This is a genomic window from Lacinutrix sp. Hel_I_90, from assembly GCF_000934685.1.
Taxonomy (GTDB): domain Bacteria; phylum Bacteroidota; class Bacteroidia; order Flavobacteriales; family Flavobacteriaceae; genus Lacinutrix.
The window spans coordinates 889,967-914,662 of record NZ_JYNQ01000001.1; the positions used below are offsets into that span (position 1 = coordinate 889,967).

The 24,696-nt window shown below is 35.4% G+C and carries 29 protein-coding genes; 16 read left to right on the top strand and 13 right to left on the bottom strand.

Features of this window, described 5'->3' with window-relative positions; all coding sequences use genetic code 11:
- The 6 genes from GQ46_RS03850 to GQ46_RS03875 form a co-directional block, all read right to left on the bottom strand.
- Positions 1-399: a hypothetical protein gene (locus tag GQ46_RS03850; protein WP_052503398.1), complete on the bottom strand. Its 399-nt coding sequence runs from the start codon at positions 397-399 to the stop codon at positions 1-3.
- Between the two features lie 2 nt (positions 400-401).
- Positions 402-1,481 carry a phosphotransferase family protein gene (locus GQ46_RS03855; RefSeq protein WP_044398533.1) on the bottom strand — a complete coding sequence of 360 codons (1,080 nt, stop codon included), beginning with the start codon at positions 1,479-1,481 and terminating at the stop codon, positions 402-404.
- Positions 1,474-2,700 (bottom strand): acyl-CoA dehydrogenase family protein, encoded by a 1,227-nt coding sequence (locus GQ46_RS03860; protein ID WP_044398534.1) that lies wholly within the window; start codon positions 2,698-2,700, stop codon positions 1,474-1,476. Before GQ46_RS03860 ends, GQ46_RS03855 begins: the two co-directional genes overlap by 8 nt.
- Positions 2,701-2,712: 12 nt before the next feature.
- Positions 2,713-3,486 (bottom strand): glucose 1-dehydrogenase, encoded by a 774-nt coding sequence (locus GQ46_RS03865; protein WP_044398535.1) that lies wholly within the window; start codon positions 3,484-3,486, stop codon positions 2,713-2,715.
- A 35-nt stretch (positions 3,487-3,521) separates the two neighbouring features.
- On the bottom strand, positions 3,522-5,216 hold the full coding sequence (locus GQ46_RS03870) for an acyl-CoA dehydrogenase (protein ID WP_231567320.1): 1,695 nt from the start codon (positions 5,214-5,216) through the stop codon (positions 3,522-3,524).
- A 291-nt stretch (positions 5,217-5,507) separates the two neighbouring features.
- Positions 5,508-6,107, bottom strand: coding sequence for a Crp/Fnr family transcriptional regulator (locus GQ46_RS03875; protein ID WP_052503399.1), 600 nt, complete (start codon positions 6,105-6,107; stop codon positions 5,508-5,510).
- 442 nt (positions 6,108-6,549) lie between these two features.
- Between GQ46_RS03875 and GQ46_RS03885 the strand changes: the two genes are divergently transcribed.
- From GQ46_RS03885 to GQ46_RS03925, 11 genes are all read left to right on the top strand, one after another.
- A complete protein-coding gene (locus GQ46_RS03885) occupies positions 6,550-7,317 on the top strand; it encodes a sigma-70 family RNA polymerase sigma factor (RefSeq protein WP_044398542.1) in 768 nt (255 codons plus the stop codon).
- A gap of 87 nt (positions 7,318-7,404) precedes the next feature.
- The gene (locus GQ46_RS03890) at positions 7,405-7,755 is read left to right on the top strand and encodes a hypothetical protein (RefSeq protein ID WP_044398544.1); all 351 of its coding nucleotides are present in this window, start codon (positions 7,405-7,407) and stop codon (positions 7,753-7,755) included.
- Between the two features lie 422 nt (positions 7,756-8,177).
- Complete coding sequence (locus tag GQ46_RS03895) at positions 8,178-9,599, top strand: rhodanese-like domain-containing protein (protein WP_044398546.1); 1,422 nt, start codon at positions 8,178-8,180, stop codon at positions 9,597-9,599.
- Between the two features lie 63 nt (positions 9,600-9,662).
- On the top strand, positions 9,663-9,857 hold the full coding sequence (locus GQ46_RS18090; protein WP_304413378.1) for a hypothetical protein: 195 nt from the start codon (positions 9,663-9,665) through the stop codon (positions 9,855-9,857).
- Positions 9,799-9,963, top strand: a complete 165-nt coding sequence (locus GQ46_RS18095; protein WP_304413379.1) for a hypothetical protein — start codon at positions 9,799-9,801, stop codon at positions 9,961-9,963. Before GQ46_RS18090 ends, GQ46_RS18095 begins: the two co-directional genes overlap by 59 nt.
- Positions 9,964-10,093: 130 nt before the next feature.
- A complete protein-coding gene (locus GQ46_RS18100) occupies positions 10,094-10,354 on the top strand; it encodes a hypothetical protein (RefSeq protein WP_304413373.1) in 261 nt (86 codons plus the stop codon).
- 41 nt (positions 10,355-10,395) lie between these two features.
- On the top strand, positions 10,396-10,857 hold the full coding sequence (locus GQ46_RS18105; protein ID WP_304413374.1) for an FAD/NAD(P)-binding oxidoreductase: 462 nt from the start codon (positions 10,396-10,398) through the stop codon (positions 10,855-10,857).
- 251 nt (positions 10,858-11,108) lie between these two features.
- On the top strand, positions 11,109-11,468 hold the full coding sequence (locus GQ46_RS03905) for a rhodanese-like domain-containing protein (protein WP_231567321.1): 360 nt from the start codon (positions 11,109-11,111) through the stop codon (positions 11,466-11,468).
- 213 nt (positions 11,469-11,681) lie between these two features.
- Positions 11,682-11,918 (top strand): co-chaperone YbbN, encoded by a 237-nt coding sequence (locus GQ46_RS03910; RefSeq protein WP_044404504.1) that lies wholly within the window; start codon positions 11,682-11,684, stop codon positions 11,916-11,918.
- Positions 11,918-12,520, top strand: a complete 603-nt coding sequence (locus GQ46_RS03915; RefSeq protein WP_044398550.1) for an SAM-dependent methyltransferase — start codon at positions 11,918-11,920, stop codon at positions 12,518-12,520. The genes GQ46_RS03910 and GQ46_RS03915 overlap by 1 nt, the downstream gene beginning before the upstream one ends.
- Before the next feature lie 552 nt (positions 12,521-13,072).
- A complete protein-coding gene (locus tag GQ46_RS03925) occupies positions 13,073-14,005 on the top strand; it encodes an NAD-dependent epimerase/dehydratase family protein (RefSeq protein WP_044404508.1) in 933 nt (310 codons plus the stop codon).
- A 91-nt stretch (positions 14,006-14,096) separates the two neighbouring features.
- Here GQ46_RS03925 and GQ46_RS03930 read toward each other — a convergent pair whose 3' ends face one another.
- Positions 14,097-14,372, bottom strand: a complete 276-nt coding sequence (locus GQ46_RS03930) for a helix-turn-helix domain-containing protein (protein WP_044398554.1) — start codon at positions 14,370-14,372, stop codon at positions 14,097-14,099.
- A gap of 157 nt (positions 14,373-14,529) precedes the next feature.
- Between GQ46_RS03930 and GQ46_RS03935 the strand changes: the two genes are divergently transcribed.
- From GQ46_RS03935 to GQ46_RS03950, 5 genes are all read left to right on the top strand, one after another.
- The gene (locus tag GQ46_RS03935; protein ID WP_044398556.1) at positions 14,530-15,042 is read left to right on the top strand and encodes a VOC family protein; all 513 of its coding nucleotides are present in this window, start codon (positions 14,530-14,532) and stop codon (positions 15,040-15,042) included.
- A 48-nt stretch (positions 15,043-15,090) separates the two neighbouring features.
- Complete coding sequence (locus tag GQ46_RS03940) at positions 15,091-16,176, top strand: L-dopachrome tautomerase-related protein (protein ID WP_044398558.1); 1,086 nt, start codon at positions 15,091-15,093, stop codon at positions 16,174-16,176.
- A gap of 150 nt (positions 16,177-16,326) precedes the next feature.
- Complete coding sequence (locus tag GQ46_RS17545; protein ID WP_156133095.1) at positions 16,327-16,497, top strand: hypothetical protein; 171 nt, start codon at positions 16,327-16,329, stop codon at positions 16,495-16,497.
- 99 nt (positions 16,498-16,596) lie between these two features.
- Positions 16,597-17,091: a hypothetical protein gene (locus GQ46_RS03945; protein WP_044398559.1), complete on the top strand. Its 495-nt coding sequence runs from the start codon at positions 16,597-16,599 to the stop codon at positions 17,089-17,091.
- A 179-nt stretch (positions 17,092-17,270) separates the two neighbouring features.
- Complete coding sequence (locus tag GQ46_RS03950) at positions 17,271-18,461, top strand: aminoacetone oxidase family FAD-binding enzyme (RefSeq protein WP_044398560.1); 1,191 nt, start codon at positions 17,271-17,273, stop codon at positions 18,459-18,461.
- Between the two features lie 178 nt (positions 18,462-18,639).
- On the opposite strand, the gene GQ46_RS03955 is transcribed toward GQ46_RS03950, so the two are convergent.
- The 6 genes from GQ46_RS03955 to GQ46_RS17050 form a co-directional block, all read right to left on the bottom strand.
- Positions 18,640-19,851: a peroxiredoxin gene (locus GQ46_RS03955; RefSeq protein ID WP_044398561.1), complete on the bottom strand. Its 1,212-nt coding sequence runs from the start codon at positions 19,849-19,851 to the stop codon at positions 18,640-18,642.
- Positions 19,852-19,997: 146 nt separating this feature from the next.
- Positions 19,998-20,861, bottom strand: coding sequence for a hypothetical protein (locus tag GQ46_RS03960; RefSeq protein WP_044398562.1), 864 nt, complete (start codon positions 20,859-20,861; stop codon positions 19,998-20,000).
- A 202-nt stretch (positions 20,862-21,063) separates the two neighbouring features.
- On the bottom strand, positions 21,064-21,729 hold the full coding sequence (locus GQ46_RS03965) for a hypothetical protein (RefSeq protein WP_156133096.1): 666 nt from the start codon (positions 21,727-21,729) through the stop codon (positions 21,064-21,066).
- Positions 21,730-21,732: 3 nt separating this feature from the next.
- On the bottom strand, positions 21,733-21,936 hold the full coding sequence (locus GQ46_RS03970) for a hypothetical protein (RefSeq protein ID WP_044398564.1): 204 nt from the start codon (positions 21,934-21,936) through the stop codon (positions 21,733-21,735).
- A gap of 155 nt (positions 21,937-22,091) precedes the next feature.
- Positions 22,092-22,385 (bottom strand): hypothetical protein, encoded by a 294-nt coding sequence (locus GQ46_RS03975; protein WP_044398565.1) that lies wholly within the window; start codon positions 22,383-22,385, stop codon positions 22,092-22,094.
- 158 nt (positions 22,386-22,543) lie between these two features.
- Complete coding sequence (locus GQ46_RS17050; RefSeq protein ID WP_052503400.1) at positions 22,544-24,547, bottom strand: endonuclease; 2,004 nt, start codon at positions 24,545-24,547, stop codon at positions 22,544-22,546.
- Positions 24,548-24,696 lie beyond the last annotated feature (149 nt).

The window sequence follows — 24,696 nt, forward strand, 5'->3', positions numbered from 1 at the left end:
TTATTTCTTTTTATTAGGTGCACAATGAATTAATCGTGAATCGGTTAACGCTTGCGTCCTCAATTCTGAAGGATATCCTTCGGCCTTTATCATGGCCATAAAATCAGAAACAGAATGGTACTTTACGATGAGTACATCATCCCATAGGGGATCTGCTTCCGGACCTATTAACATGTGTTTGGGTGAACCGTAGAACACTATTTCCGCATTCGCCTTAAGAAAAAAAGGCGTTGCTTGACGCATATATTCGGTGTAAGACTCCTTTCCTGTCATTCCCGTTTCAGGCACAAAAGCTTTATATTTTACCATATTTAGCATGACAACAAGGGTTTCAGGAGTGTTCTTTACAAAGTCTGATACGTGCCCTGGGTTCATATTCAAAAAGTATTGCTCGTCCATAGTTAGTACAAATTATCTATTTGATTTTTTTGGATGGCCTGCCAAGCGGTATTACAACATAATGCAGAAGCCTTATTCAAATTCGCAAACTTGGGATCACTGGTATGGCCATTTTTATAGCGGTAATAAATCTGCTGAGCAATTACCGCAATCTTAAAAAGTCCGTAAACATAATAAAAGGTGAGATTGTCAATATTTCTAGCACTTTTAAGAGCATACTGCTGAACAATTTCAGTACGTGAAGGATTGCCTTTCATAATCGTTGAAGACGGCAGCCCCTGTTTCATAAACTCGGGATCACCTGCCGTTGTCCAATACCCCAATGAAGTTCCCAAATCCATCATAGGATCTCCAAGCGTACACATTTCCCAGTCTAAAATAGCTGAAATGGTCTTCCAGCGCTCATCTTTAAAAACCACATTGTCATATTTAAAATCGTTATGAATTAGGGTGTGATCATATTTTCTAGGTTGATTTTCACTCATCCATGTCATTACCTTTTGTGCTGCTGGTACCTCATCGGTTGCTGCGGCCAGATATTGCTTGCCCCAATTATGCACCTGGCGTTCCACATACCCTTCTGGTCTGCCCAGTTCAGAAAGTCCCGCAGCCTTATAGTCGATATTGTGAAATTCTACAAAAGCAGCAACCCAAGTATCAGAGATCGTTTTAAATTCTTCGGGAGAAACCTGCTTGTCAAGCGCAGATTTAGCGGTTAAAATCTCTCCGTCAACCTTCTCCATAATATAAAATGGAGCACCTATAATTTTGGGATCTTCATTAAAGACAAATACTTTAGGACTCTTATCATATACAGGATTTAAATGCTGTAACACCTTAAATTCGCGTCCCATATCATGCCCGCGTTTTGGCGCTGAAAAAGGAGGCCGCCTCAAGACATATTCTTTGCTTTCAATTTGAAGTAGATAGGTTAGGTTGGAATAGCCATTGGTGAATTGTTTCACGGTCATTTCTGAATTCTCCTGTGTGATTAGGGAATGTTGTAGCATAAAAGTCTTAAGCTTACCCTGATTAAGCTCCTCTCCTTCCCGTACCTCTTTTAAGTTTTTTTCGCTAGACATTAGACGCTTGTATATACTTGTTTATCGTGCTTTTTCCCAGTTGACTCATATGAACTTCATCAGGTCCATCAGCCAAACGTAGCACCCTTGCAGCGGCAAAGAAATGCGCCAAAGGGGTATCGCTTCCAACGCCCTTTCCGCCTAAAATTTGAATGGCTCTATCAATAACTTTTAAAGCCATTTGTGGGGTCACTATTTTTATCATGGCAATTAAATCTTTTGCCTCTTTATTCCCCACTTTATCCATTTTATCAGCGGCAGATAACACTAACAAACGTGCCTGCTGTATCTCACAAGCAGAACGGGCGATATCCTGTCGCACACTACTATAAGTATCCAAAGTTCTACCAAAGGGTTTTCTTTGTACTGAGCGTTCCGACATAATTTCTAAAGCACGTTGCGCCATACCAATCAACCGCATACAATGATGAATACGCCCAGGGCCTAAACGACCTTGTGCAATTTCAAAACCGCTACCCTCACCTAAGAGTAAATTCGTTTTAGGGACGCGAACATTATTTAAAATGATTTCAGCGTGACCTTCCGGCGAATCTGTATATCCAAAAACACTTAACCCTCTTTCAATCTTGAGGCCAGGGGTATCCATGGGCACCAAAATCATACTCTGTTGTACATGTCGTGGTGCATCAAAATCAGTCTTACCCATTACGATGGCAATTTTACAATTGGGATCCATAGCACCAGAAGCCCACCATTTTCGACCGTTGATGATGTAATCATTTCCGTCGGAAACAATAGCGGTTTCAATGTTAGTGGCATCAGAAGAAGCAACTTCAGGCTCCGTCATTAAAAAAGCCGAACGTATGTCTCCGTTCATTAAAGGCTTCAACCATTTTTCTTGTTGTTCTGGAGTTCCATATTTGGCAAGCACCTCCATATTTCCAGTGTCGGGAGCGTTACAGTTAAATATTTCGGACGACCATAAAACACGCCCCATGATTTCTGCCAAAGGGGCATATTCTAAATTCGAAAGCCCAGCACTAAGTGCGCCATAAGAACTGGGTAAAAACACATTCCAGAGTCCAGCATCTTTAGCCTTTTGTTTTAAGCTTTCCAAACCAGGCCAACGTTTCCAAGTATTTTTAGGATTTTTATGAAATAGCTCCACCTCCTTTTCAATAGGGAGAACATGAGTTGCCATAAAATCCTTCAATTTTTCTTGTAGTGCTATCGATTTATCGCTGTAGTCAAAATTCATAATTCTTTTTTATTAACCTGAAATTAAATAACCGCCATCGGCAGTATACACGCCGCCTGTCATATAAGACCCCGCATCGGACGCCAGTAACATAACGATTCCAGCCATTTCATCGGGTTCGGCCACTCTCTTTAAAGGTACTATACTGGTATATTGCGTCACCAATTTATCATCTGACCACAAACTTTCGCTGAATTTTGTTTTAATCAATCCGGGACAGACCACATTAGAACGTATACCATAGCGGCCCCACTCTTTTGCCTGGTTCTTTGAAAGCATGATCACAGCAGATTTCGTCATACTATAAAGTCCTAATCGAAATCCAGGATGAATACCTTCTACCGATGCAATATTGATAATACTCCCACCACCATTAGCTTTCATATGTGGTTGTGCTAAATTGGAAAGTATCCAAGGCGCCTTAACGTTAACGTTCATGATTTTATCGAACACGGCTTCCTCTGCAGCTTCCAATGGTCCGTAAAACGGATTTATAGCAGCGTTGTTAACTAAGATGTCTATTCGCCCATAGGCTTCCATCGTTTTGGCTATGAGTTGTTGCCTTTGGGCAGCGTCTCCAATATGACATTCAATGCCTATGGCTTCCAAACCAGCGTCTTTAAATTCTTTCGCTACCGCATCAACAGCGTCTTGCTTTCTACTACTAATAACTACTTTGGCCCCGTTTTCGGCAAGCCCTCTGGCTATAGAAAGCCCGATACCCTTGCTCGATCCCGTGACGATAGCTACTTTTCCCGTAAGGTCAAATTTTGATTTTATACTCATGTTGGTTCTTGGTTGTTAAATAAATTTCTTTTAAATCAAGCGAATACCTGCTTCTCTGAATTTAAAGTCAAGGCCTGTTTATCCATTAATAGTTCTGCAAGTCCTGTTGTCTTTGGAAGTTCATATTTAAAATAAAACTGCATGGCGTGAATCTTGTTTTCGTAGAATTCAGTACTAAAAATGGTGTCTTCAGAAAGCAATGCTTTTTGTGCTTCGCGACCAATATCTAACCACTGCCATGCCATGATAATGGTACTAAAAAATTCCATAAATGGCGTTGCGTCTGCTAAGAATCGCTGGTAATCACCCTTTGCGGCATAAGTCATAAGCGATTTTAGCACTTCTTGGGTTAGCTCGAGTTTACTTTCTAATTTTTCTGCCAAGGGTTTCAACGTTTCGTACGCCATACTTTCTTTGATAGTATTCATAATTTCCTCAGAGAGCAATTGCAGTGCTTTCCCATTTTCCATGGTAACCTTCCTTCCCAAAAGATCTTGAGACTGTATGCCTGTGGTGCCTTCATAAATGGCTGATATTCGAATATCTCTTAAATATTGCTGTAAAATATAATCGGAACAAAAACCATAACCTCCTAGTACTTGCACCCCATTATTTACTGAAGTAATCCCCATTTCAGAAGGGTAAGTTTTCACTACCGGCGTTAATATTTCCAACAATAATTTGTATTTCGCTCTACTTTCTACATCTGGAAGTGATTGCGAAAGGTCCTGATACCGTGACGTTAGAAAGACCAGACTTAAAGCCCCTTCAGTGATTACTTTTTGTAAAAGCAGCATGCGGCGTACATCGGGGTGATTAATGATAAGGGTTTGTTCTTGGGAGGCATCTTTTTTACCTGTTTGCTGTAGCTCCCGCCCCTGAGGTCTTTCTTTAGCATAGTTAACCGAGGCATGATATGCTCCCGTAGCAATTGCCGCCGCTCCACGCCCCACAGCGATTCTTGCTCCATTCATCATAAGGAACATATATTTTAGACCTTGGTTGGGTTCTCCAACCAACCAGCCGGTACAATCTTCTTTATCACCAAAAAACAGGTGTGTGGTACAATATCCTTTTTGACCCATTTTTTGAAAATCGCCAACCGTAGTGACGTCGTTATCTTCTAAATTACCGCTGTCATCGAGGCGATGCTTTGGCACGACAAAAAGTGAAATCCCTTTGGTTCCTGCCGGCGCTCCTTTGATACGTGCCAAAACCAGATGCACGATATTTTCAGCGCCTTTATAGTCTCCTCCAGAGATGAATATTTTTTGTCCGTTTATTTTATAGGAACCTCCATTAGGCACGGCAGTAGTCACAATATCTGAAAGTGAACTACCAGCTTGCGGTTCGGTAAGGCACATGGTACCTCCCCAAGCACCGGAAATCATTTTAGGCACATAGGTATCCTTAAGAAATTGATTCCCAAAATGCGCAATCAATTCTGCTGCACCTACAGTAAGACCAATGTAACCAGGCAAGTGATTATTAGCTGCTTCCTGAATAAAGGCAGACGCATTTACTGCCATCGAAGGCATTTGCATGCCACCGGCTTCATAGGAGAACGGACCAGATATAAACCCCATTTCACCCCCTGCTTTCATGTACTTATTTACCTGTGGATGAACAATAATTTCCCCGTCCTTAAAGTGTGCTGGATTTTCATCCATCTCCCGAAAATAAGGATAGAGTTCCTTATCTGAAAAATCCTTAACGGAATCGAGCATCATGGTAATAGACTCCTCGTCGTATTCCGCAAAGCGTTCCTGCTCTAATACACTTTTAAGATCGTGAACATTGAACAATAAAAACTTGAGGGTCTCCATTTCTATATAGGTATTGGCCATAACAATTTCTTTTAAAGGTTTATGAGGTTCAAGTTAGGATTTATTCCTAGGAATCTCATTAAACTAGTTTAATAAAAATGGAATGACAAGCTCTGATAAGGATATTGTCTTTCACAACAGAAAGGTAGGCACTGTTTTTCAAGCCTTATGCATAAGTATCACAAACGTAAAAAACTATCCCTTCCCCAAACGTTTCCGAAGTTTTGAAAGACCCACTGGAGTTAGCCCTAAATAGGACGCTATCAAATATTGCGGCACGCGCTGAAAAAGATCTGGACGTTTTTCTAACAATCGCAAATAACGTTCTTCGTTGGTACGACTATTAAGGCGTTCTACCCTCGTGAAAATTTTCATAAATGCTTCTTGCATAGACAGCCGTCCAAAACGCTCCAACTGGTGTGACCTGTTAAAGGAATTTTCGGCATCGGCCTTTTTTATAGCATAAACTACCGTGGCCTCCGAAGCCTTTAGATAATAATTGGAAGGCGTACCCTTTACATAGGCTGGCAAATCGGTAAAAAAAATATCATCAGTATAGAATTCCAATACTTTTTGCTCACCTTCATCCAGCTTATAATAGTAAATACAGCCTGTCGCCACATAATAAAAGTTGTGAACCAACTGCCCTGGAGTTACCAAGGTATCACCTTTTTTTAAATCTAATCTTTGGTAGAATTGCATCTGCTTATGCAATACAGCATCGTCAACCGGGGTATACGATAAAATTTTTTGTTTTAGATTTTCAAGATCTGTTGTTTGGACTGCTATTTTCAAAGGGTATCGTTTAACTAGGAAAAAATCTAAGATAGCAATTTTTAGATAAACGTTTCTTTAATTTATTCCTGTGCTTACAATGCTAACTGCGACCCATAGTGTCGTTTTCCAAAATTTTAAATACGAGTGCAAAAATCGGAAACCGCTTTTTTCATCACTAAGATTATGTGCAGCGCTTATTGCAGTTCGTTTGTTGCTGTAGTTAGGAAAAACTCCTATGAATACTACGACAACCCCAATATCCATCTGCTGACTGCATTCTGAAAATATTAATTAAATATGAAATGATACCCCCCTACTTTTTGTTAGCAACGCATATAAAAAAAGCTACAGCTATTTATTCTTTTAAATACTTTAAAAAAACTGGAGACTTTATGACTAATGTCATTTTATCACGCCTAAGATAATTGCATCTTTAAGTTAACTTTTAATAAAAAAACAAATGAAAAGCACTATCAGCTATTACCAACAGCAAAAAGAGTATCGCCTATTGGTTGAAAACACCTTTCAGGAACTTGTTACACATAAAAAAGCTGATGATAAAGCGACTTTTAATAAAAAATTCCTCGAAATAATACCTGAAATTAGAAAGTATGTCAACGGAAGGTTAAATGTAGCGATAAAAAAAGGGCATTTCTCAAAAGGAAAACACAACCCTAACGAATTTATAGACCAGCTTTTTATTGAAGTCTATGACCACATCGACGCCATTAAAAAAGAAAACGATTTCTACTTATGGTTATTCAAAAAAACGAATGAATTATTAGAAGATGTTATTGTAGAAGAAGAATTTGATAATTTGTTCTTTAAGAACATAGACGATTACTCAAAACCAGAATGGGATGCCATGCTTGAAAATTATAGTACAGATGGTGACGGTGATTTTGTTATGATCGAAGACTTAGATGATCGTTCATATCAAAAACATGATTATACGCTAAATCATGTTTTTATAGAGGATAATGAAAAGGAATTGACTGAAAAATTAGACAAAACATTAAGTGAAGAAGAAATTAATCGTCATATAAATATGGCACTACATCACTTACCATTAGCAATGCACACCATTTTTGATTTGTTTACTAATCAACAGTTTACGTTAGAAGAAATTGCTGAGATAAGAAGCAGTAGTGTTCAGGACGTTGAAAAACTTTTAAAAGAGGTGAAAAAAAATCTAAAAGAAAGCTTTTCAAACAGGTATTTTAAATAAAGCAATTTTAAACCCAAAAGCAAATTCAAAAAAAATGTTTGTTATAACGTAAAAAAGCTTTAAACAATAATTTGAATACTACTTAATATGGAAATTTCAATTTATAAGAGCAGCTATACCCCCATAGATTCTATTGAGAATTTTTGGGATGTTTACTACAGTATGCAAATGCATTATCTCGCCAGCGATTTATTAGATTATGGGTTATCTCCCAAGCAGATTTCAAAAGCAGTGCTCAAGGCCATCAAAGCAGCAAAATCATCCGGTCTAGAAATACGCAGGCATTTTATGCCTGTCTTTAGTCAGCGAAACCATGACGTTATAAACGATTGCAAACTCACTAAAATGGGCTATGGATTAGTTTTACTAAACGCCGATGTCGCGCTTTCGTTAGTAGGCCAATTACAAGTGAGCATTATGAAAAGCTTCCTTAAGTAATTTTTGAATAGTCTCTTTATAAATCATTTTCTAAACCAATAGCACAACGGTCAGAAATAGTCTGACAGGGTGCTTCCCGTTTTAATTTTATCCTCTAAAAATTTAATCCTTAAAAATAAGCGATAGGCCATCCTGCATTCTGCTCACTAGATTTAAAGAGATAACGCTAATTGGCAATGCTCCACAATCGATTAACAGTGAACGATAAAATTATTCTAAAAAGTTGAGACATAAAATAACCTAGGTCGTTTCTGTTCTTTTATGTTTTTTACTTTTCACAAGAACTTTCTAGACAGATGAAATCTTTGACTGACTATTATCATTTTTTTTCGTGATAGTATTTACGAGGTTTGTAACCTAAGTTACTGTGCCTTATTTTAGTATGGCATACCTTTAAGTAAAATTAATTCAAACTAATAATTATGACAGTAGAACAAATTTATACCGGTTGTTTGGCACAGGGTGCCTATTATATAGAAAGTAATGGTGAGGCTGCTATTATAGATCCATTGCGTGAAGTAGCTCCTTATATTGAAATGGCTAACAACCGAAACGCAAAAATAAAATATGTATTTGAAACGCATTTTCATGCCGATTTTGTTTCTGGCCATATAGACCTTTCTAAAAAAACTGGAGCCCAAATTGTTTATGGTCCAACCACAATGGAAACTGGGTTTGATTTTATTTCAGGTAAAGACGGTCAGGAATTCAAGTTGGGTAATGCTAAAATTAAACTCATCCATACGCCCGGTCATACAATGGAAAGCAGTTGTTATTTACTTATAGATGAAAACGGTGAAGCAACCTCTCTTTTCTCTGGAGACACATTATTTATAGGAGATGTTGGTCGTCCAGATCTTGCACAGAAAGTTATTGCAGAGCTCACGCAAGAAAAATTGGCGGCTCTTTTGTTTGATTCTCTTCGGAATAAAATAATGCCCTTAAATGACGCTATTATCGTTTATCCTGGTCATGGTGCAGGAAGTGCTTGTGGAAAAATGATGAGTGATGAAACAACAGATACCTTGGGACATCAAAAAAGAACAAATTATGCATTACGTGCCGACATGACTAAAGAAGAGTTTATAGATGCTGTTCTTACTGGTCTTACACCTCCTCCTGGGTATTTTCCACAAAATGTACTCATGAATATACGTGGCTACGAGAGTATTGATAACATCGTCGAAAAAGGCACAAAAGCGTTGAGTATAGATGCTTTTGAAAAAGCCATTACAGACCCTAAAACAATTATTCTAGACACTCGTGAAGCACAAACCTTTAGCAAAGGTTTTATCAAAGGCTCTTATAACATAGGCATAGATGGAAGTTTTGCTAATTGGGTTGGTACTACTATCATTGACATTACCACACCGCTCCTTATTGTTTCAGATAAAGAAAAAGAGGAAGAAGTGGTCACGCGCTTGGCCAGAATAGGGTTTGATAATACCTTGGGCTATTTAAAAGGCGGTATTGAGGCTTGGAAAGCTGCAGGAAAAGAAATTAAAACCATTAAATCTATAACTGCCGAAGATTTGGCCAATAGAATAAAAAACGAGGCCATTAATATCTTGGATGTACGTAGAGCCAGCGAATACAATAGTGAACATATTGATAATGCAATAAATACTCCTTTAGATTATCTAAAAAATAGTATAAAAAAAGTAGATAAAAACAAGACTTACTATGTGCATTGTAAAAGCGGTTATCGTTCTATGGTATTTACATCGATACTAGCATCCATGGGGTATCATAATTTAATTGATATAAAAGGGGGGATAAAAGCCATCAAAGAGACAGGCAAATTCAATCTTTCGCAATACAAAGAACCAAGCACCTTACTATAAAAATAAAGACAGATGAAAAATCATTATCAAATACTAGTCATCGGTGGTGGAACAGCTGGTATTATGACCGCAAGCAGTCTCCTCAAAAAAAACCCAAAATTACATGTTGGTATTATTGAACCCTCTTCAGAGCACTGGTATCAGCCAGCATGGACATTAGTAGGTGCAGGGACTTACGACTATAAAAACAAAAAGGCCCATGACCGCGATCATCCCTGCTCCAGCAGACTGGATAAAAGACAAAGCAATTTCATTTGAGCCTGAGAATAATACGGTTATCACTGCAGAAAATGACACTATTACATACGATTATTTGATAGTGGCTCCTGGTTTAAAATTAGAGACCACTCTAGTTGAAGGATGAACAGAAGCGATAGACAAAGGTATTGTATGTAGCAACTATACAAACCCTAATCACACTTGGGAGGTTATTAAAAATTTTAAAGGCGGTGTTGCACTATTTACACAGCCACCTAAACCTTATAAATGCGGCGGTGCGCCACAAAAAAATCATGTATCTGGCAGACGACCATTTCAAAAAAGCGGGTGTTAAAAGTAAAACTAAAGTCGTATTTGCAACTTCAGGAGACAGTATTTTTCCAGTTCCTGAAATTGCTAAAACCCTAATGGAAGTTGTAGATCGAAAAGAAATCAATATTAGGTTTAGTTGGGAATTAAAAAAAATTGAAAGTGATAAGCAAATAGCTTGGTTCACTGTTAGTCCAGATCAAAAGAACACAACCCTATTACGCTAGAGACTTCTAAGAATGACGGTTTAGTAGGTATCAAGTATGATATGCTTCATTTAGTACCACCAAACACCGCTCCTGATTTTATAAAAAAATCCGCTTTAGTGGATGATTCTGGCTGGGTGGATGTCAACCCGTATTCTCTACAACATAAAAAATACCCGAATATATTTAGTTTAGGTGACGTTTGTAATGTTCCTACTTCCAAAACGGGAGCTGCCATTAGAAAACAGGCACCTGTGGTAGTCAATAATATCATAAATTTAATTGAATTTCAAAAATTGAGCTCAAAGAAATATAATGGGTATTCCTCTTGTCCATTTATTACTGGTTATGGAAAAATGGTTCTGGCAGAATTTGATTATACTAAGAAATTTACGCCAGATCCAAAACTAAAACAGCTATTGATTTTTGATAGCTCTAAGGAACATTGGAGACTATGGCTATTAAAGAAATACATGCTTCCCTATTTATATTGGAACAAAATGTTAAAAGGGAAAGAGGTTTAATAATCATACAATCTATAGGTCGTTAATTATAAATACTTGCATTATTGGTTATTGGTTATTCTTTATGAGCTAGAATTATTCAAAAGCATTACTAAAAATTGGTGGATTTTAAAACGCCAATCAATTATTCTTTTCTTCATTTATTATTGTCTCTATTTTAGGAAGCCTTACCTACTTCTCATGTAACATAGGTTACTAAACAATATTTTTATATTCTTTAATTTTGCATTAATAATTTTTTAATAATTAAAATGAAATACATAATAATCATGTCAATATTTATAACATTATTTGGTGCTAAGACACCTCAAAGTAGCGCAATTAAAGTTTTAGATCCTATGGAATTTAAAACACAAATCGAAAATAAAAAGGCACATTTAATAGATGTTAGAACGCCAGATGAATTTAAATCTGGACACCTAAAAAACGCAAAAAACATAGACTTCTTTTCAGGAGAGTTCAATGAAGAATTTAGTAAATTAGACAAACAAAAACCTGTTTATATTTATTGCAGAAGTGGAAGCCGAAGCAAACAAGCTTCAAATAAATTAGCAGCAATGGGTTTTATAGAAATCTATGATTTAAAAGGAGGCATTTTAAACTATAATTAAAAACAGCAAAGGACCAAAACCAATTGTAGGCTCGTTGGATATCAAAGTAGACTGTATTATCCAATCACGACTAATACAATGCACTGAGGATCTCACGGGTATCCCACAAAAAAACTAATAATTTATATCCTTAAGACCAAGCTATAGACTATGAAGTAAATGAGGTTAAAGGTTTTTGGAACTGTACTTTTAAACCGGAAAATTAAGTCTAACATGAATGAATTTTTAGAAATAATAAATCAAGACACTCCCGTTTTATTAGATTTTTTTGGTGAGTGGTGTAGCCCATGTAAAATGATGAACCCCATTTTAAATCAAGCACTAGCCGCAAAGTATCAAGCAAAAGGTTTACCAACACTATTATTATTTAAAAAAGGACAGCAAGTTTACAGACCATCTGGAGTACTTCAAAAAGACGAATTAATTAATATAATTACAGGATCTTACTAATGGATTTAAACGAATCTTTTTGGGATAATAGATATAAAACAAGTGATACCGGTTGGGATTTAGGAGAGATTTCTCCGCCTTTAAAAGCCTATTTTGATCAATTATCTAATAAGAATCTTAAAATTTTAATTCCAGGAGGTGGTAATAGTTATGAGGCAGAATACCTTCATAACAAAGGCTTTAAAAGCGTGTATGTTGTAGACTTATCTAAAACAGCACTTGAAAATTTAAAAACGCGAGTCCCTTCATTTCCATCATCTCATCTTATCCAAAACAACTTTTTTAATGTTGACATGGTTTTCGATTTAATTGTAGAACAAACCTTTTTCTGTGCTATTAATCCTAATCTAAGACCAGCTTATGCAGCTAGAGCATTTGAAATGTTAAATCTATACGGAAAAGTAGTCGGCTTACTTTTTAATGTGCCTTTAAATGATACACATCCCCCTTTTGGAGGCTGTAAAAAAGAGTATTTAGAATATTTTAGGCCTTATTTTGATACCAAAATTATGGAAGAAGCTCACAATTCTATTAAACCTAGACTAGGAAAAGAATTGTTTTTTATAATTGAGAAAAAGAAAATTTTAAGAACGGTGTATTAAAACAGACCTAAGTCCTGTTAATTATTATCTCAAATAGTCATTTTACATCTCAACTATATTGATTAAAATTATGCTGTTTTAAAACATGGCATTGTATAATTGGAATTGATTCTAATAACAAAAGATGAAGTCTTTACTCAAGTTTCAGAGCAAATCATGTTTATTAAAATATCCTATCAAGATTTTCTTCAAGCCTAAGCAGATTATAGAAAAACTCATCGAAATATTAATTTCTGAAAACATTAAATTAGCTGAAGTGCTCCAATTAATAAATAAGCTTAATAAATGGATAAGAATACTCCCAAGATGACATTCGCCCATAACTAGTACTCATAAAGCCATGATATCACTGTTTGTTTTAATACAAATTCAATAGCCTAATCTAGGCTAGCTTTTCATGAATAAAAACGGTGTTAATAAGTGCTATTCAATTCAATACGCACAATCATTAGATTTCAAATTCTAAAAATTAACTTGTCTTCATGCAGAATAAAACTAACGAAACACTTTTTTATCAGTAGATTAGTGGGAGTTATAAAAAAACAACAGACTATGCAGGTTATTTTAGGAGCAAATGGGATTATTGGAGAAGGATTGGCAAAAGAATTAAGAACCAATTACACAAGTGAAATAAAGTTAGTTGGACGACATCCAAAAAAAGTTAATCATGACGATGTTTTATTTAAAGGAGACTTACTAAACCCCGAAGATGTTAATAAAGCTTTGGAAAATTCTGAAATTGCATATTTAACTGTTGGACTTCCTTATAAATCTAAAGTTTGGCTAAGAGATTGGCCAAAAATTATGCAAAATGTAATATCAGGATGTAAAGTAAACCATTGTAAACTTGTTTACTTTGACAACACTTATGCCTATCCTCAAGATACCAAAATTCAAAAAGAAAAGACACCTTTAACATCGGAAGGAAAAAAGGGTAAAGCTAAAAAAATAGCTACTCAAATGTTATTGAATGCCATTGAAGCAAAAGAAATTAAGGCTGTAATATGCAGAGCACCTGAATTCTATGGACCGGACAAAACACAGAGTATTACTAATACGCTCATTTTTGAAAAGTTAAAAGCAGATAAAAAACCAAAAGTGCTTTTGAAAGATGATGTGTTGCGAACTTTAATTTACACACCTGATGCCAGTAAAGCAATGGCTTTGATTGGAAATACACCAGAAACCTATGGACAAACCTGGCACCTTCCTTGTGACGACCATCGCCTTACTTACAAAGGCATAATGAAAGAAATTTCAAAACAATTAGGTAGACCTATAAAATATAACCGATTACCTTCCTTTACATTAAAAATAGCGTCGCTTTTTAGTAAAAACATCAAAGAAACACTAGAGCTACTTCCGCGTTATACCATCGATAACATTTTTGATTCATCAAAATTTAAGAATAGATTTCCCGATTTTGAAGTGACTTCTTATCAAGAAGGCATTAGAAATATAATTGATGATTACGAAATAAAATAGAGAATAGGTGTGACCCCGTTTATCAGAGCATAAAAGGATTTGAAATCAAGGGAATGATTTAAGCTATTAAAGAGCACAGCGACTCATTGGATTAATTTCTATTATCTTCTAACCCCCACTGGTCCATACGTCTTAAAATAGTCTCTAGCGACTCCCCTCTCTTACTTAAGGCGTACTCTACCTTGGGTGGAACAACAGCATATACCTTTCGACAAATAAGACCGTCCTTCTCCAATTCTCTCACTGTTTGTGTAAACATTTTATTGGAAATTTCTGGAACTTTTTTCTGTAATATCCCAGAACGCAAAGCGCCGTCTAATAAATGAAACAAAACCAATGGTTTCCATTTAGTACCAATTAAATTCATCGTATAATTTAAGGGACAATTAATTTCTTTATTCAAAATATTACTTTTAATTTACTGTAAATCAGAATTTAACTCTTTTGGGTAAGTATATTACTTTTTAGTAAGTTATTACGATGTGGACAACTCTAACCTAATTTTGTAATCTAAATAAAAATCTATGACGACTAAAAAAAATTATCCAAAATCTTTTTCACATATAGGCATCACTGTTCCTAATATCAAAGAAGCTGTAAATTTCTATTCAGAAGTTATGGGATGGTATATTATCATGTCCCCATCACTAGTCAAAAAGGAAAAAGAGACTGCTATCGGACAAATGTGTATTGACGTTTTTGGAGACGCTTGGGACAGCTTTGAAATTGCACATCTTTCGACCTCAGACGGAATTGGAGTCGAATTATTTTCGTTTCCTCATGGCGTAAAAGAAGCTCCTGAATTCAATCCTTTTAATACTGGCCTTTTTCACTTTTGCATACAAGACCCTAATATTGAAGCATTAATTGATAAAATAGTCTCTTATGGAGGCAAGCAAAGAATGCCTATTAGGGAATACTACCCAAATGAAAAGCCCTTTAAAATGTGTTATGTGGAAGATCCTTTTGGAATTGTATTTGAAATATACACCCACAGTTATGAACTTACCTATTCTTCTGGAGCCTATTCTCAATAGAAACTCAGCATACCATACGTATGACTAATTATTATAATCAACAACGACATGAAACAGATTATCCTATTATTTACATTAGTATTACTTACTGGATCTTGCCGACAAGGGTATTCTACTAAACCTGAAGCGGTCATTGTTCCCCAAACAGACAGCGTTGCTAAAAAAATTATAGAAGTTGCTGCATTTAAAGGCCAACAAGTTACTGGAGTTACTGTGTCTCATTCGGGACGTGTTTTTGTAAACTTTCCACGATGGAGAAAAGGGGTTACCAATTCTGTTATTGAAATCAAACCAGATAAAACCAAAGAAAGTTACCCCAATGCCTATTGGAATTCTTGGGAGATTGGACAACCTGTATTTGCTGATAAATTTGTAGGTGTACAATCGGTTGTTGCCTTTGAAAATAATCTTTACGTCTTGGATACTAGAAGTGCTTTATTTAAAAATGTTCTAGACGCGCCTCGGGTTTTTGTTTTTAACTTGAGTACTGACGCGTTAATAAAAACTTACGTTCTTGATAAAAACAGTTTCCACCCTGACTCCTATATAAACGATCTTCGTATCGATAAGAAAAATAATAAAATTTATTTTACAGATTCTGGCCACGCTGGTTTAGTAATACTCGAAATGGATTCGGGTAAATCTCAAAGGGTATTAAACGATCATAGCTCTACCAGTGCAGAAATGTCCTATCTCACGTTTGGTGATAAAAATTGGAAAAACACGGTGCATTCTGATGGTATAGCGTTAGATACTAAAAACAATAGGCTGTATTATCATGCGCTCACAGGATATAGTTTATATGCGATTAGTACAGAGGTATTAAGCGCCGCAAATAAAAGCAATATCGAAGAACACGTATCTTTTGTAGCCAAAACAGGAGCTCCCGACGGCATGATTTTCGACCAAACCGGACGGTTATATTTTGCAGATTTAGAGCAGCAAAAAATACAATACAGAACACCTGAAGGTCTTATTTATACGTTAGTTGAAGGGAATGAGATTAAGTGGGCAGATACGTTCAGTCTTTTTGAGAATTACCTGTATTTTACAAATTCCAGGATTAATGAGGTTACCGGTGCTATTTCGGAGATGACTTTTACCCTAAACAAAATCAAATTACCATCCCATTGAGATAATAGAATTAAACGGTATATAAGCACTCCACCCTTACCAGTAATGCAGAGCCTATTTCTTTTTCATAACACCTTTAAATCTTATTGTAACGTTTTAATTTATAAAATTAGCTGCATACCCAATCCCCAAATTAACCCCCAATTTTAAATGAAAAAGCCTTTCTTACCAATCGTATTCCTTGTTTTATTTTTTATCTGTATTCTTTCATGTAGCGATTCTTCTAATAACATACCTAAGGACACAACTACGGGGACTAATACTGAAACAGATCCAGATCTAGCAACCAGTAATGAGCCTATTAATTTTGTGTTCTCATAACAAGAAGCGTTACTGCTTATCGAATTCGAAAACACCGTATTTGAAACCGAATGGGCATTAATTGAGGAACTTTCTAACGCTACTGGGAATGGCTATAAGTTGTGGTCTGGAGCTAATAGTTTTGGTGCTCCTGGAAACGGACTGGCTTCCTTTAAATTAAAAATCACTAATCCAGGTACTTATAGATTTATCTGGCGCTCTGCCGTTAAAGAAGGTACAAATGGAACAGAATCTAACGACTCTTGGTTACGATTTCCTGATGCCGACGATTTCTACGGTGAAAAAGAAAACGGTAGTATTGTTTATCCTGCAGGACTAGGAAAAACACCTATACCAAATGGTGCTTCGACTGCCGGTTGGTTTAAAATATACAGAAGTGGTACCGACCTTGATTTTAAATGGCAATCAAGTACTTCAGATAATGATGCACACCAAATCTATGTTGTGTTTAGTGCTCCTGGAATCTATAACACGGCAGTTTCTGGTCGCTCGTTTGGTCAAGCTATTGATAAATTTATACTATTTAAAGAAACAGAGTACACTCTAAATGAAGCCACGGGAGCAACCACTTTTAGTGAAATTACTTGTGATTAAAAATGAAACCCAACTAGTGTATTCAATAACAGCCTAAAACACAGCATTAAGTTTGCTTTTATTACCCCCGTATTTCAATATAAAAGAAAGCGTATCTCATGTTATGCTTTGAATTAGTATTTACACGATAATAAAAATTTATTAGGTTCATTTTAAATAATAATCGGTATTATTACCTTATGAAGAAATCTGTTTCAATTATTGGAGGTGGTCCATCGTCATTGCTACTCGCAGCTTTTCTAGACCCTTTAAAATTTGATATCACCATCTACGAAAAAAACAAATCGGTTGGTCGGAAATTTCTGGTTGCGGGAAAAGGCGGCTTCAATTTAACCCATTCTGAAACTATCACCCAACTCATTAAACGCTATACACCTTATCCCTTTATTGAAGAGGCTTTATGCCTCTTTAACAATACCGATTTACGCCATTGGCTCGCCAAAATTGGCATTCCAACTTATGTAGGCAGTAGCAAACGCGTCTATCCCGAAAAAGGCATTAAACCTATTCAAGTTTTAAATGCCATACTAGAAGTTTTAAATAAGCAAGATATCACTATTAAGTATAATTTTACCTGGACTGGATGGCGCGAAAACAACACGCTTCTTTTTAATACAACTACAGAAATACAATCTGATCTCATCATTTTTGCTCTTGGTGGCAGTAGCTGGAAAGTCACAGGTTCTGATGGTGGTTGGTTAAAGCCCTTTAAAACAAAAGGCATTGATACGGTTCCATTTCAAGCTTCAAATTGTGCCTATCGCATTAATTGGGCTTCCAATTTTATCTCAAAGCATGAAGGATCACCGTTAAAAAACATAGCCATTAGTTGCCAAAACAAGTCTCAAAAAGGCGAAGTTGTTCTAACACAATTTGGCTTAGAAGGCAATGCTATCTATGCTTTAAGTCCGCAGATAAAAAAGGAATTAAACGACAAACAAAAAGCATCTGTTTTTATAGATTTAAAACCCGCTTTAAATGCAGATGAAGTACTTTTAAAAATACAAGCAAGTACGCTGAGAAACACTACAGAAATATTAAGAAAATCACTTAAATTAAGTACTACGCAAATAGCAATTTTAAAACATTATGTACCAAAAGAAGAGTTCTTAAATTCTCCATTGCTTGTGCAACACATTAAAAATCTTCATCTGGAAATTACAGATACAGCACCAATAAACGACGCTATTTCTACAACAGGAGGTGTACACCTAAATGCCATAGACAAGTATTTTCAATTAAAATCCATTAAAAATCAATATTGCATTGGTGAAATGCTGGATTGGGACACACCAACTGGGGGCTATTTACTACAAGGCTGTTTTAGTATGAGTGCTTATTTGGCAAAGCATCTTAATGAGAAGTACTAACTATATTTAATACTAATTATAACATGTATAGTATGTTGCGCAAGCACAAAACTTATTATTTAAAACCCTAATAAATAGCTCCAAAAGGCAGAAAACAAGCTCGCTAAAGTCACTTAACATTTATTAAATAGCAATAATACGATTGTTATCAAGGCAGCGCTAAGCGCTATCCAGAAACCTACTCATCTAACAATGTACTAACAAAGCTTTTCAATTCCTCCTTAAATTCCACGAACTTTTCACCTGTAGCCGGACCATTAAAACCAGTATGAATCTTACGCACTTTTCCTGTTTTGTCTACGAAAACAGTCGTTGGGTAACTTAATACATGATTCAACATCGGTAATTTCTCTTGTGCTTTTACTTTACTAGTGGTTCCTGTTTGCGCTAATAAAATTGGATATTCTATACCTACTCTATCTTGCAAACGTTTAATACTTGCAAAGGCTTTTTCGTTGGTTCTAGCATACTCAAAAGCTAAACCTACTATTTCTAAACCTTGGTCTTTATACTGCTTATATACCTCAGCATAATATTTGCTTTCATCTAAACAGTTAGGGCACCAGGTTCCCATAATTTGTACCAATACCACTTTATCTGTAAAACGCGCGTCACTTAATGAGACCAGATTACCATTTGCATCAGGAAAGGTAAATGCCAAACTATCGTAACCTTCTTTTAAATACGTTAAATCATCAGCACTTGCTAATTCATAGGTGTCATTGCGCTTTGCTACAAAAGGTTCTTTCCAGTGGTTTCCTGAGTAAAAGGTGCCGTTAATTGTAGAATCGGTGACTGTACCAATAAATAAAAAGGCATGTGCGCCATCAAAGGTTGAGAGTTTCAGTTGGTTTCCGTTTACTACACCTTCTAAAAAACGGTAATCACCAGTTTCAGTTCTAAAGGTACCTGTAACCAGGTTTCCATTTTGTTTAAAGATGCCTTTGGCACTATATTTATCTTCTTCTGTGTCAGGACTGAAAACAGTTTCCCAGTTTCCAGAAATATTCACTTCCGCTTTTGAAGTAACATCAAAGCGGGTGTCTTTTTTCGCTGCTGCAAAAGGTATTATTCTTTCTTTACCCGCAATAATAAAATTTCCGTTTAGTGTTTCGTTTTCCATCTTTGCGGCTAATAAAGCTTCAAATACGGGCATTTCTATGAATACCGAATCGTTTTTATAGGTTATTTCATCGACTTTAATCTGTTCTTCAGCATTAAAAACGGTTAAATGATTGGCGTCTTTTACTTTAAAGATGAATGGCAATACAACGGTATCATTAACTTGTAGTTCAGCTCTATAGTTACCTAGAGACAGAGATTTTTTGGTGTTTCTTTCTTGACAAGAAAATAGTAGCATTGCCAAACTGAATAAAAAAATAAATCGCATGGTTTTGTTTTAAAATAGTAGTCGAAATAACGACAATTTACGCAAAATAAAAGTACGACAAGACGCCATTCTTTTTTTCTAATTGTAAGTATATGTTGTCTCCCTTCAATATTAATTATAGTTATTGACTGTAAACCTTTCAATTGTTAATTAGTGCAATTTCCATCAATAATATCTTGCACACTTGCAACATATAAGTTTCCAATAGAAAATATTTCTCCTGAATAACCATTTTGGATAACTAAATTTTCTAAAGCACACACATTATTTAATTCTGGATTAAATTGAAAAAACATATCTCCTTCTAAAACATCTAAACTTTCTAGTCCATTTAAACTTGTTAGACCTGTGTAATTTATAATTAAATCTCCTGCTATCATTTCTAAACTAGATAAGGCATTAATATTAGTTAAAACCGGACTTTCTGTAATATTCAATATACCGTCTTCAATTGTCGTTAAATTATCAAGACCGTTAAGGTTTAACATAGAATTATTTCTTCTAATTACTGCATACTCCCATATCGTTTCAACACCAATTAATCCATCTAAGTTTTTTAGTGCTTCATTATCTTCAACTTGTAGAGATTGAAGTGCTAACACATTGCTTAATGGTAAAATTGAAGTTATAATATTATTAACTCTCAACTCTAAACCCCTTACAAAATTTAAATTATTTAACCCTTCAAGATTGGGTAGCAAAGGATTGTTTGATATATTTAACTTGCCTCCAATTCCGGTTAATGCTGTAAATTGACTTAAATTTGTAATATCTGACATTTGAGAAGAACTGGCATCAAAACCAATTGTTAAGTCACCACTAATAATATTATAGTTTTCGGCAGTAAAATCATCAAGTTGCGCTTGAGAATTTAGGATGACGTTTCCATCAAAAACTTTAGAAGTTGGTGCTATTTGTAGTGTCCTATCTTCATCCTTACTACAATTTGTAAGCACAAATGGCGCTATACAAAATAATATTAATAGTTGTATTAGTCTACTTTTATTCATAATTAAAATATTTAGTACTATTAGTAATAACCCTTTTACAGCTACTAATTTAACTTTATTTTACTCACAAATAGCACGCAATTTATATTTATATTTTTTTTTATTATTTTTTTAATTTAACTCAATAATAAATAGTCTATAATAAATAAAAAGACCTTGCTTTCGCAACGTCTTTTTATTATTCGTTTAATCATAAACCAATCTACTCTTCTTCTACTTGATACACTTGAGAGAGTTTCGCGTTTTTTTCTACTAACTTTTCTTGTGCTTTATTCACTCTAGCCTCATGCTCGGTTAATAATTGCTGTACTCTTTTAAAACGTTCTTCACGTTGTTGTATTTGTTCTTCTGTTAACTTTTCAGTTTCTTTTTGCAGTTCAAAACGCTCGATAGCTTCTGCCAATTTGTTTCTACCATTATCTATCAGCCTTCTATTGTCTTCAATCTTAGCTTTACCACGCTCAATTTTTTGTTTTGCTTCAGCCGCTCTGTATTGCCCAAATTCCTTTCCTTTTAGACCGTCTTTATTCTTCCCATAGGCATTACCATTATTATCATCATCAAGGTCGTCTCCATAATCATCAGACTGATCCTTCATCTTTTCTTTCACCTCCTTGTGGTCTTGCTTCATGGCTTCAAGTTCTTCTTTGCGTTCCTCTTTAACAGCTTCGCGCATTTCTTTATTTTCTTCCTTGATCTCTTGGCGTTCCTCTTTAATATCTTCCTTTAGATCCTTAAGCTCTTCTTTCTGTGCTTTTTCAACTTTTTCCTTTTTTGCTTTGTCTTTCATATCATTTTGAGCAAAAGATACTGAGCTTACCAGAACAAAAAGTCCCAGCACTATTAATTTATAGTTTATAATTTTCATAATTTATTGGGTGTCAAGTTCGTTTAATTCTTCTTTTAGTTCTTCGGCATTCTCCTCTACAGATTCCATAATTTCTTCTGTTTCTGCCTCAATGGCTTCAATTTGCTCTACAGCGGCTTCTGTTTCTGCTTCTTCTTGTTTTGTGTCTTTACAAGACGTTACTGTAAAAAGTATGCAGACTAATGCTAATTTAAAAATTGTTTTCATAAATATTAAGGTTTTAATAGTGTTTAAAGTAACTGATTTTCAATAGAATTCTTAATAATGTTAAGCAATAAACTTAAGTTCTTGGAAAGTAAGTTTTAAAAAAAAAGACATTGTGAGGGTACAATATCTTTTTTTCTTAATGGATGCTTTTTTGACTAGTTGTTGTCATCATCTTCTAATTCATCATCCTCTAAATCTTCTTTGGTGCCTTCGCCATTAACTTTTTCTGGCGTTTCAGACTTTTCCTCAACTTCAGTTTCTGTCTTAATTGTCGTTATTGTAGTAGTTTCTGTTTCGGTGTCAGCATCAGCAGCAACAACCTTTTTAACTTCTACAGATTCTGTTTCAATTACAGTTTCTTCTTTTTCTTCTTCCTGAGCTACTGCAATCTGAGTTCCCGCAAAGAATAATCCTAATGCAAAAAACAATACATAATTTAATTTTTTCATAAATAGTTAGTTTTTTTTAATGATTCTGTTCCTTATAGATACGTTTACGTTCTCTTTTTAGCCTTTTGCTATCAAACTTTAACATATCTATAACAATTAAAGATAGTTAAATAAAAGCTCTATTCTATCAATTAAGTGAGATATTAAATTAAAAAGATTTACCGCTTTAAAAATTTCTTTTGAATCGTACGCTGTCCATCATGAATAAGAATGATATACAAACCAGATTCTAAGGTACTGAGTTTTAAGTTTTGTGAAAATACACCTTTAGCGACTAAACGTCCTGCTACACTGTAAATGCTGTAATTAACTACCCTTTTATCTTTCAATTTAACCGCTAACCCATTGAATTGATCTAACAGACTAACCTCATATAAGGGTGCTTCATCTTCCAACTCTAAATCTCCTTTTATAACTTCTAATACTTTAGAACTAGCACCAATATTTAAAGTATAATCTTCGACTTCACCATAACTAAAGGTTTCGCAAGGACTAGGTGTTGCGTTGTATTTCATTGACACACGCATGCGTGTTCTACCAGATTGTGCTGATGAAGGAATAGTGAAGCTTGCAGATAAATTATTCGCACTCGATGACGAACCGCTTACCACTGCTTCACTACTTTCAAAACTACCGTTCTTATCGAAATCAATCCATACTTTCCAAAACTCAGTATAGGCCTGACCAGAAAATCCCGTACTAAATACAATGGTATTTGAGCCATAGTTAACATTACCAACCAAATTTGTATTATCTTTATAACCACCGTTAGCACCAGAGCTATTTGAGAAGCCTCCAATACTCACAAAATCAATATATTCATCTGCAACACTATTGCCTTTTGTACTACAATAAGTCAGAGATGGAGTTGTTGAACCAGTAGCAACAGTATGTGAACCAACATTTGAAAATGTATCCTGATTATAAGGCGTCCATTGTGAAATGGTATAATTCGGTGTTGGGGCGACTACACTAGGTTTTCGTCTGAGTGTTGTATTAATAGCAAAGTTTGAACTACCACCGTTAAAGGTTCCAATAATATCTATTAAAACACCATTTTTAAAGAGTCCAACAGGATCATTTCCATTAAAAGTTAAAGCAGCATTGGTCGTTATTGCTTCTGCATTATTTTTTAGTGCAGTAGAAGCATAAGAATTTGCAACTACAAAAACATTTCCATTGGAAACAGAACCAATTAAAGCATAACCACTACTCCAACCACCAGAGCCATTTGTTTGTTTTCTTAAACTATATGCCGAGAGGTTAACACTATTTCCTGTAAAGTTAGCAATCTCAATCGCTTTATTATTTGACGACCCTTCTACATATTCAGAAATGAATAATTCTGAAGCTGTACTAGTTCCGCCATCAGTTCCAGTTCCAAATCGATTTTCGGCCTGTGGACCACCCCAAATTTGAGTGGCGAATGCAGGATTATCTATAAACGGATTCCGGTTACCCTGTATTCCTGCGATAACCTGATTTCTTTGATCTTCGAAAGCATTTACGGGATCTTCAACATTCCAATCTAAAAACAAATTAATCATATTAGCATCACCAGATATCGCAGTACCTACTCCAACATTTTTAGGCAGGCAACGATCGCCATAGCGCAAGTACATAAATAGCATCATACGTGCAACATCACCTTTCCACTCATCTCCAGGATAAAAATAACCTTGCGCTGTAATTGTAGCATTACCGCTACCATCTGCATATTTTCTATTGCCTCTGTCAGCGTTCATCTGTACGTCACTAGCACGTAAATGATGGGCATCACTTCCAGGACCAGTGGTTCCTAAGTTTGGCAACCCTAAGGATTTAGGATAGCTATGTTCTCTATTCCATAATCCAATATTACCCCCGTTACTGTCTTTACTTCTGGTTCTATCTGTCTTAAACGTATTATCAGTATCACTATAGCCATAAATTAACAAAACATTGTTTGAATTATTTGGGTCTAAATCAGCTTGCTTTAACGCCTCCCAAACACCAGGTGTGTAACTTAAAAAGGTGGTGTGCGTGCTCGTAATCTTAACTGATAAATTGTCTTTAAGAACCGTTCCACTTTGCGAAAGATTTACATCATTATAATACGATGGGACTTGTGCGAATGTTATTCCAGATAATAACAGGCAGCAAATAAGTAATTTGATTTTCATTGTTATAGTTGTGTATCAGTTGTTTGCACCAAGATATTGCAATATTCTATGACTACTATTATTTTAATGTTATGTGTTATTTAACTTAATAACAACAAGAGCTTAACTATTTGTAAACAAGTGTTTTACACACAAAAAAGCTGTTAACA

Excerpts from the sequence above, each read along its gene's own strand:
- GQ46_RS03850 (WP_052503398.1), bottom strand. The coding sequence starts at position 399 with ATGGACGAGCAATACTTTTTGAATATGAACCCAGGGCACGTATCAGAC.
- GQ46_RS03855 (WP_044398533.1), bottom strand. The coding sequence starts at position 1,481 with ATGTCTAGCGAAAAAAACTTAAAAGAGGTACGGGAAGGAGAGGAGCTT.
- GQ46_RS03860 (WP_044398534.1), bottom strand. The coding sequence starts at position 2,700 with ATGAATTTTGACTACAGCGATAAATCGATAGCACTACAAGAAAAATTG.
- GQ46_RS03865 (WP_044398535.1), bottom strand. The coding sequence starts at position 3,486 with ATGAGTATAAAATCAAAATTTGACCTTACGGGAAAAGTAGCTATCGTC.
- GQ46_RS03870 (WP_231567320.1), bottom strand. The coding sequence starts at position 5,216 with ATGATGCTCGATTCCGTTAAGGATTTTTCAGATAAGGAACTCTATCCT.
- GQ46_RS03885 (WP_044398542.1), top strand. The coding sequence starts at position 6,550 with ATGAAAAGCACTATCAGCTATTACCAACAGCAAAAAGAGTATCGCCTA.
- GQ46_RS03890 (WP_044398544.1), top strand. The coding sequence starts at position 7,405 with ATGGAAATTTCAATTTATAAGAGCAGCTATACCCCCATAGATTCTATT.
- GQ46_RS03895 (WP_044398546.1), top strand. The coding sequence starts at position 8,178 with ATGACAGTAGAACAAATTTATACCGGTTGTTTGGCACAGGGTGCCTAT.
- GQ46_RS18090 (WP_304413378.1), top strand. The coding sequence starts at position 9,663 with ATGACCGCAAGCAGTCTCCTCAAAAAAAACCCAAAATTACATGTTGGT.
- GQ46_RS18095 (WP_304413379.1), top strand. The coding sequence starts at position 9,799 with ATGACCGCGATCATCCCTGCTCCAGCAGACTGGATAAAAGACAAAGCA.
- GQ46_RS18105 (WP_304413374.1), top strand. The coding sequence starts at position 10,396 with ATGCTTCATTTAGTACCACCAAACACCGCTCCTGATTTTATAAAAAAA.
- GQ46_RS03905 (WP_231567321.1), top strand. The coding sequence starts at position 11,109 with ATGAAATACATAATAATCATGTCAATATTTATAACATTATTTGGTGCT.
- GQ46_RS03910 (WP_044404504.1), top strand. The coding sequence starts at position 11,682 with ATGAATGAATTTTTAGAAATAATAAATCAAGACACTCCCGTTTTATTA.
- GQ46_RS03915 (WP_044398550.1), top strand. The coding sequence starts at position 11,918 with ATGGATTTAAACGAATCTTTTTGGGATAATAGATATAAAACAAGTGAT.
- GQ46_RS03925 (WP_044404508.1), top strand. The coding sequence starts at position 13,073 with ATGCAGGTTATTTTAGGAGCAAATGGGATTATTGGAGAAGGATTGGCA.
- GQ46_RS03930 (WP_044398554.1), bottom strand. The coding sequence starts at position 14,372 with ATGAATTTAATTGGTACTAAATGGAAACCATTGGTTTTGTTTCATTTA.
- GQ46_RS03935 (WP_044398556.1), top strand. The coding sequence starts at position 14,530 with ATGACGACTAAAAAAAATTATCCAAAATCTTTTTCACATATAGGCATC.
- GQ46_RS03940 (WP_044398558.1), top strand. The coding sequence starts at position 15,091 with ATGAAACAGATTATCCTATTATTTACATTAGTATTACTTACTGGATCT.
- GQ46_RS17545 (WP_156133095.1), top strand. The coding sequence starts at position 16,327 with ATGAAAAAGCCTTTCTTACCAATCGTATTCCTTGTTTTATTTTTTATC.
- GQ46_RS03950 (WP_044398560.1), top strand. The coding sequence starts at position 17,271 with ATGAAGAAATCTGTTTCAATTATTGGAGGTGGTCCATCGTCATTGCTA.
- GQ46_RS03955 (WP_044398561.1), bottom strand. The coding sequence starts at position 19,851 with ATGCGATTTATTTTTTTATTCAGTTTGGCAATGCTACTATTTTCTTGT.
- GQ46_RS03960 (WP_044398562.1), bottom strand. The coding sequence starts at position 20,861 with ATGAATAAAAGTAGACTAATACAACTATTAATATTATTTTGTATAGCG.
- GQ46_RS03965 (WP_156133096.1), bottom strand. The coding sequence starts at position 21,729 with ATGAAAATTATAAACTATAAATTAATAGTGCTGGGACTTTTTGTTCTG.
- GQ46_RS03970 (WP_044398564.1), bottom strand. The coding sequence starts at position 21,936 with ATGAAAACAATTTTTAAATTAGCATTAGTCTGCATACTTTTTACAGTA.
- GQ46_RS03975 (WP_044398565.1), bottom strand. The coding sequence starts at position 22,385 with ATGAAAAAATTAAATTATGTATTGTTTTTTGCATTAGGATTATTCTTT.
- GQ46_RS17050 (WP_052503400.1), bottom strand. The coding sequence starts at position 24,547 with ATGAAAATCAAATTACTTATTTGCTGCCTGTTATTATCTGGAATAACA.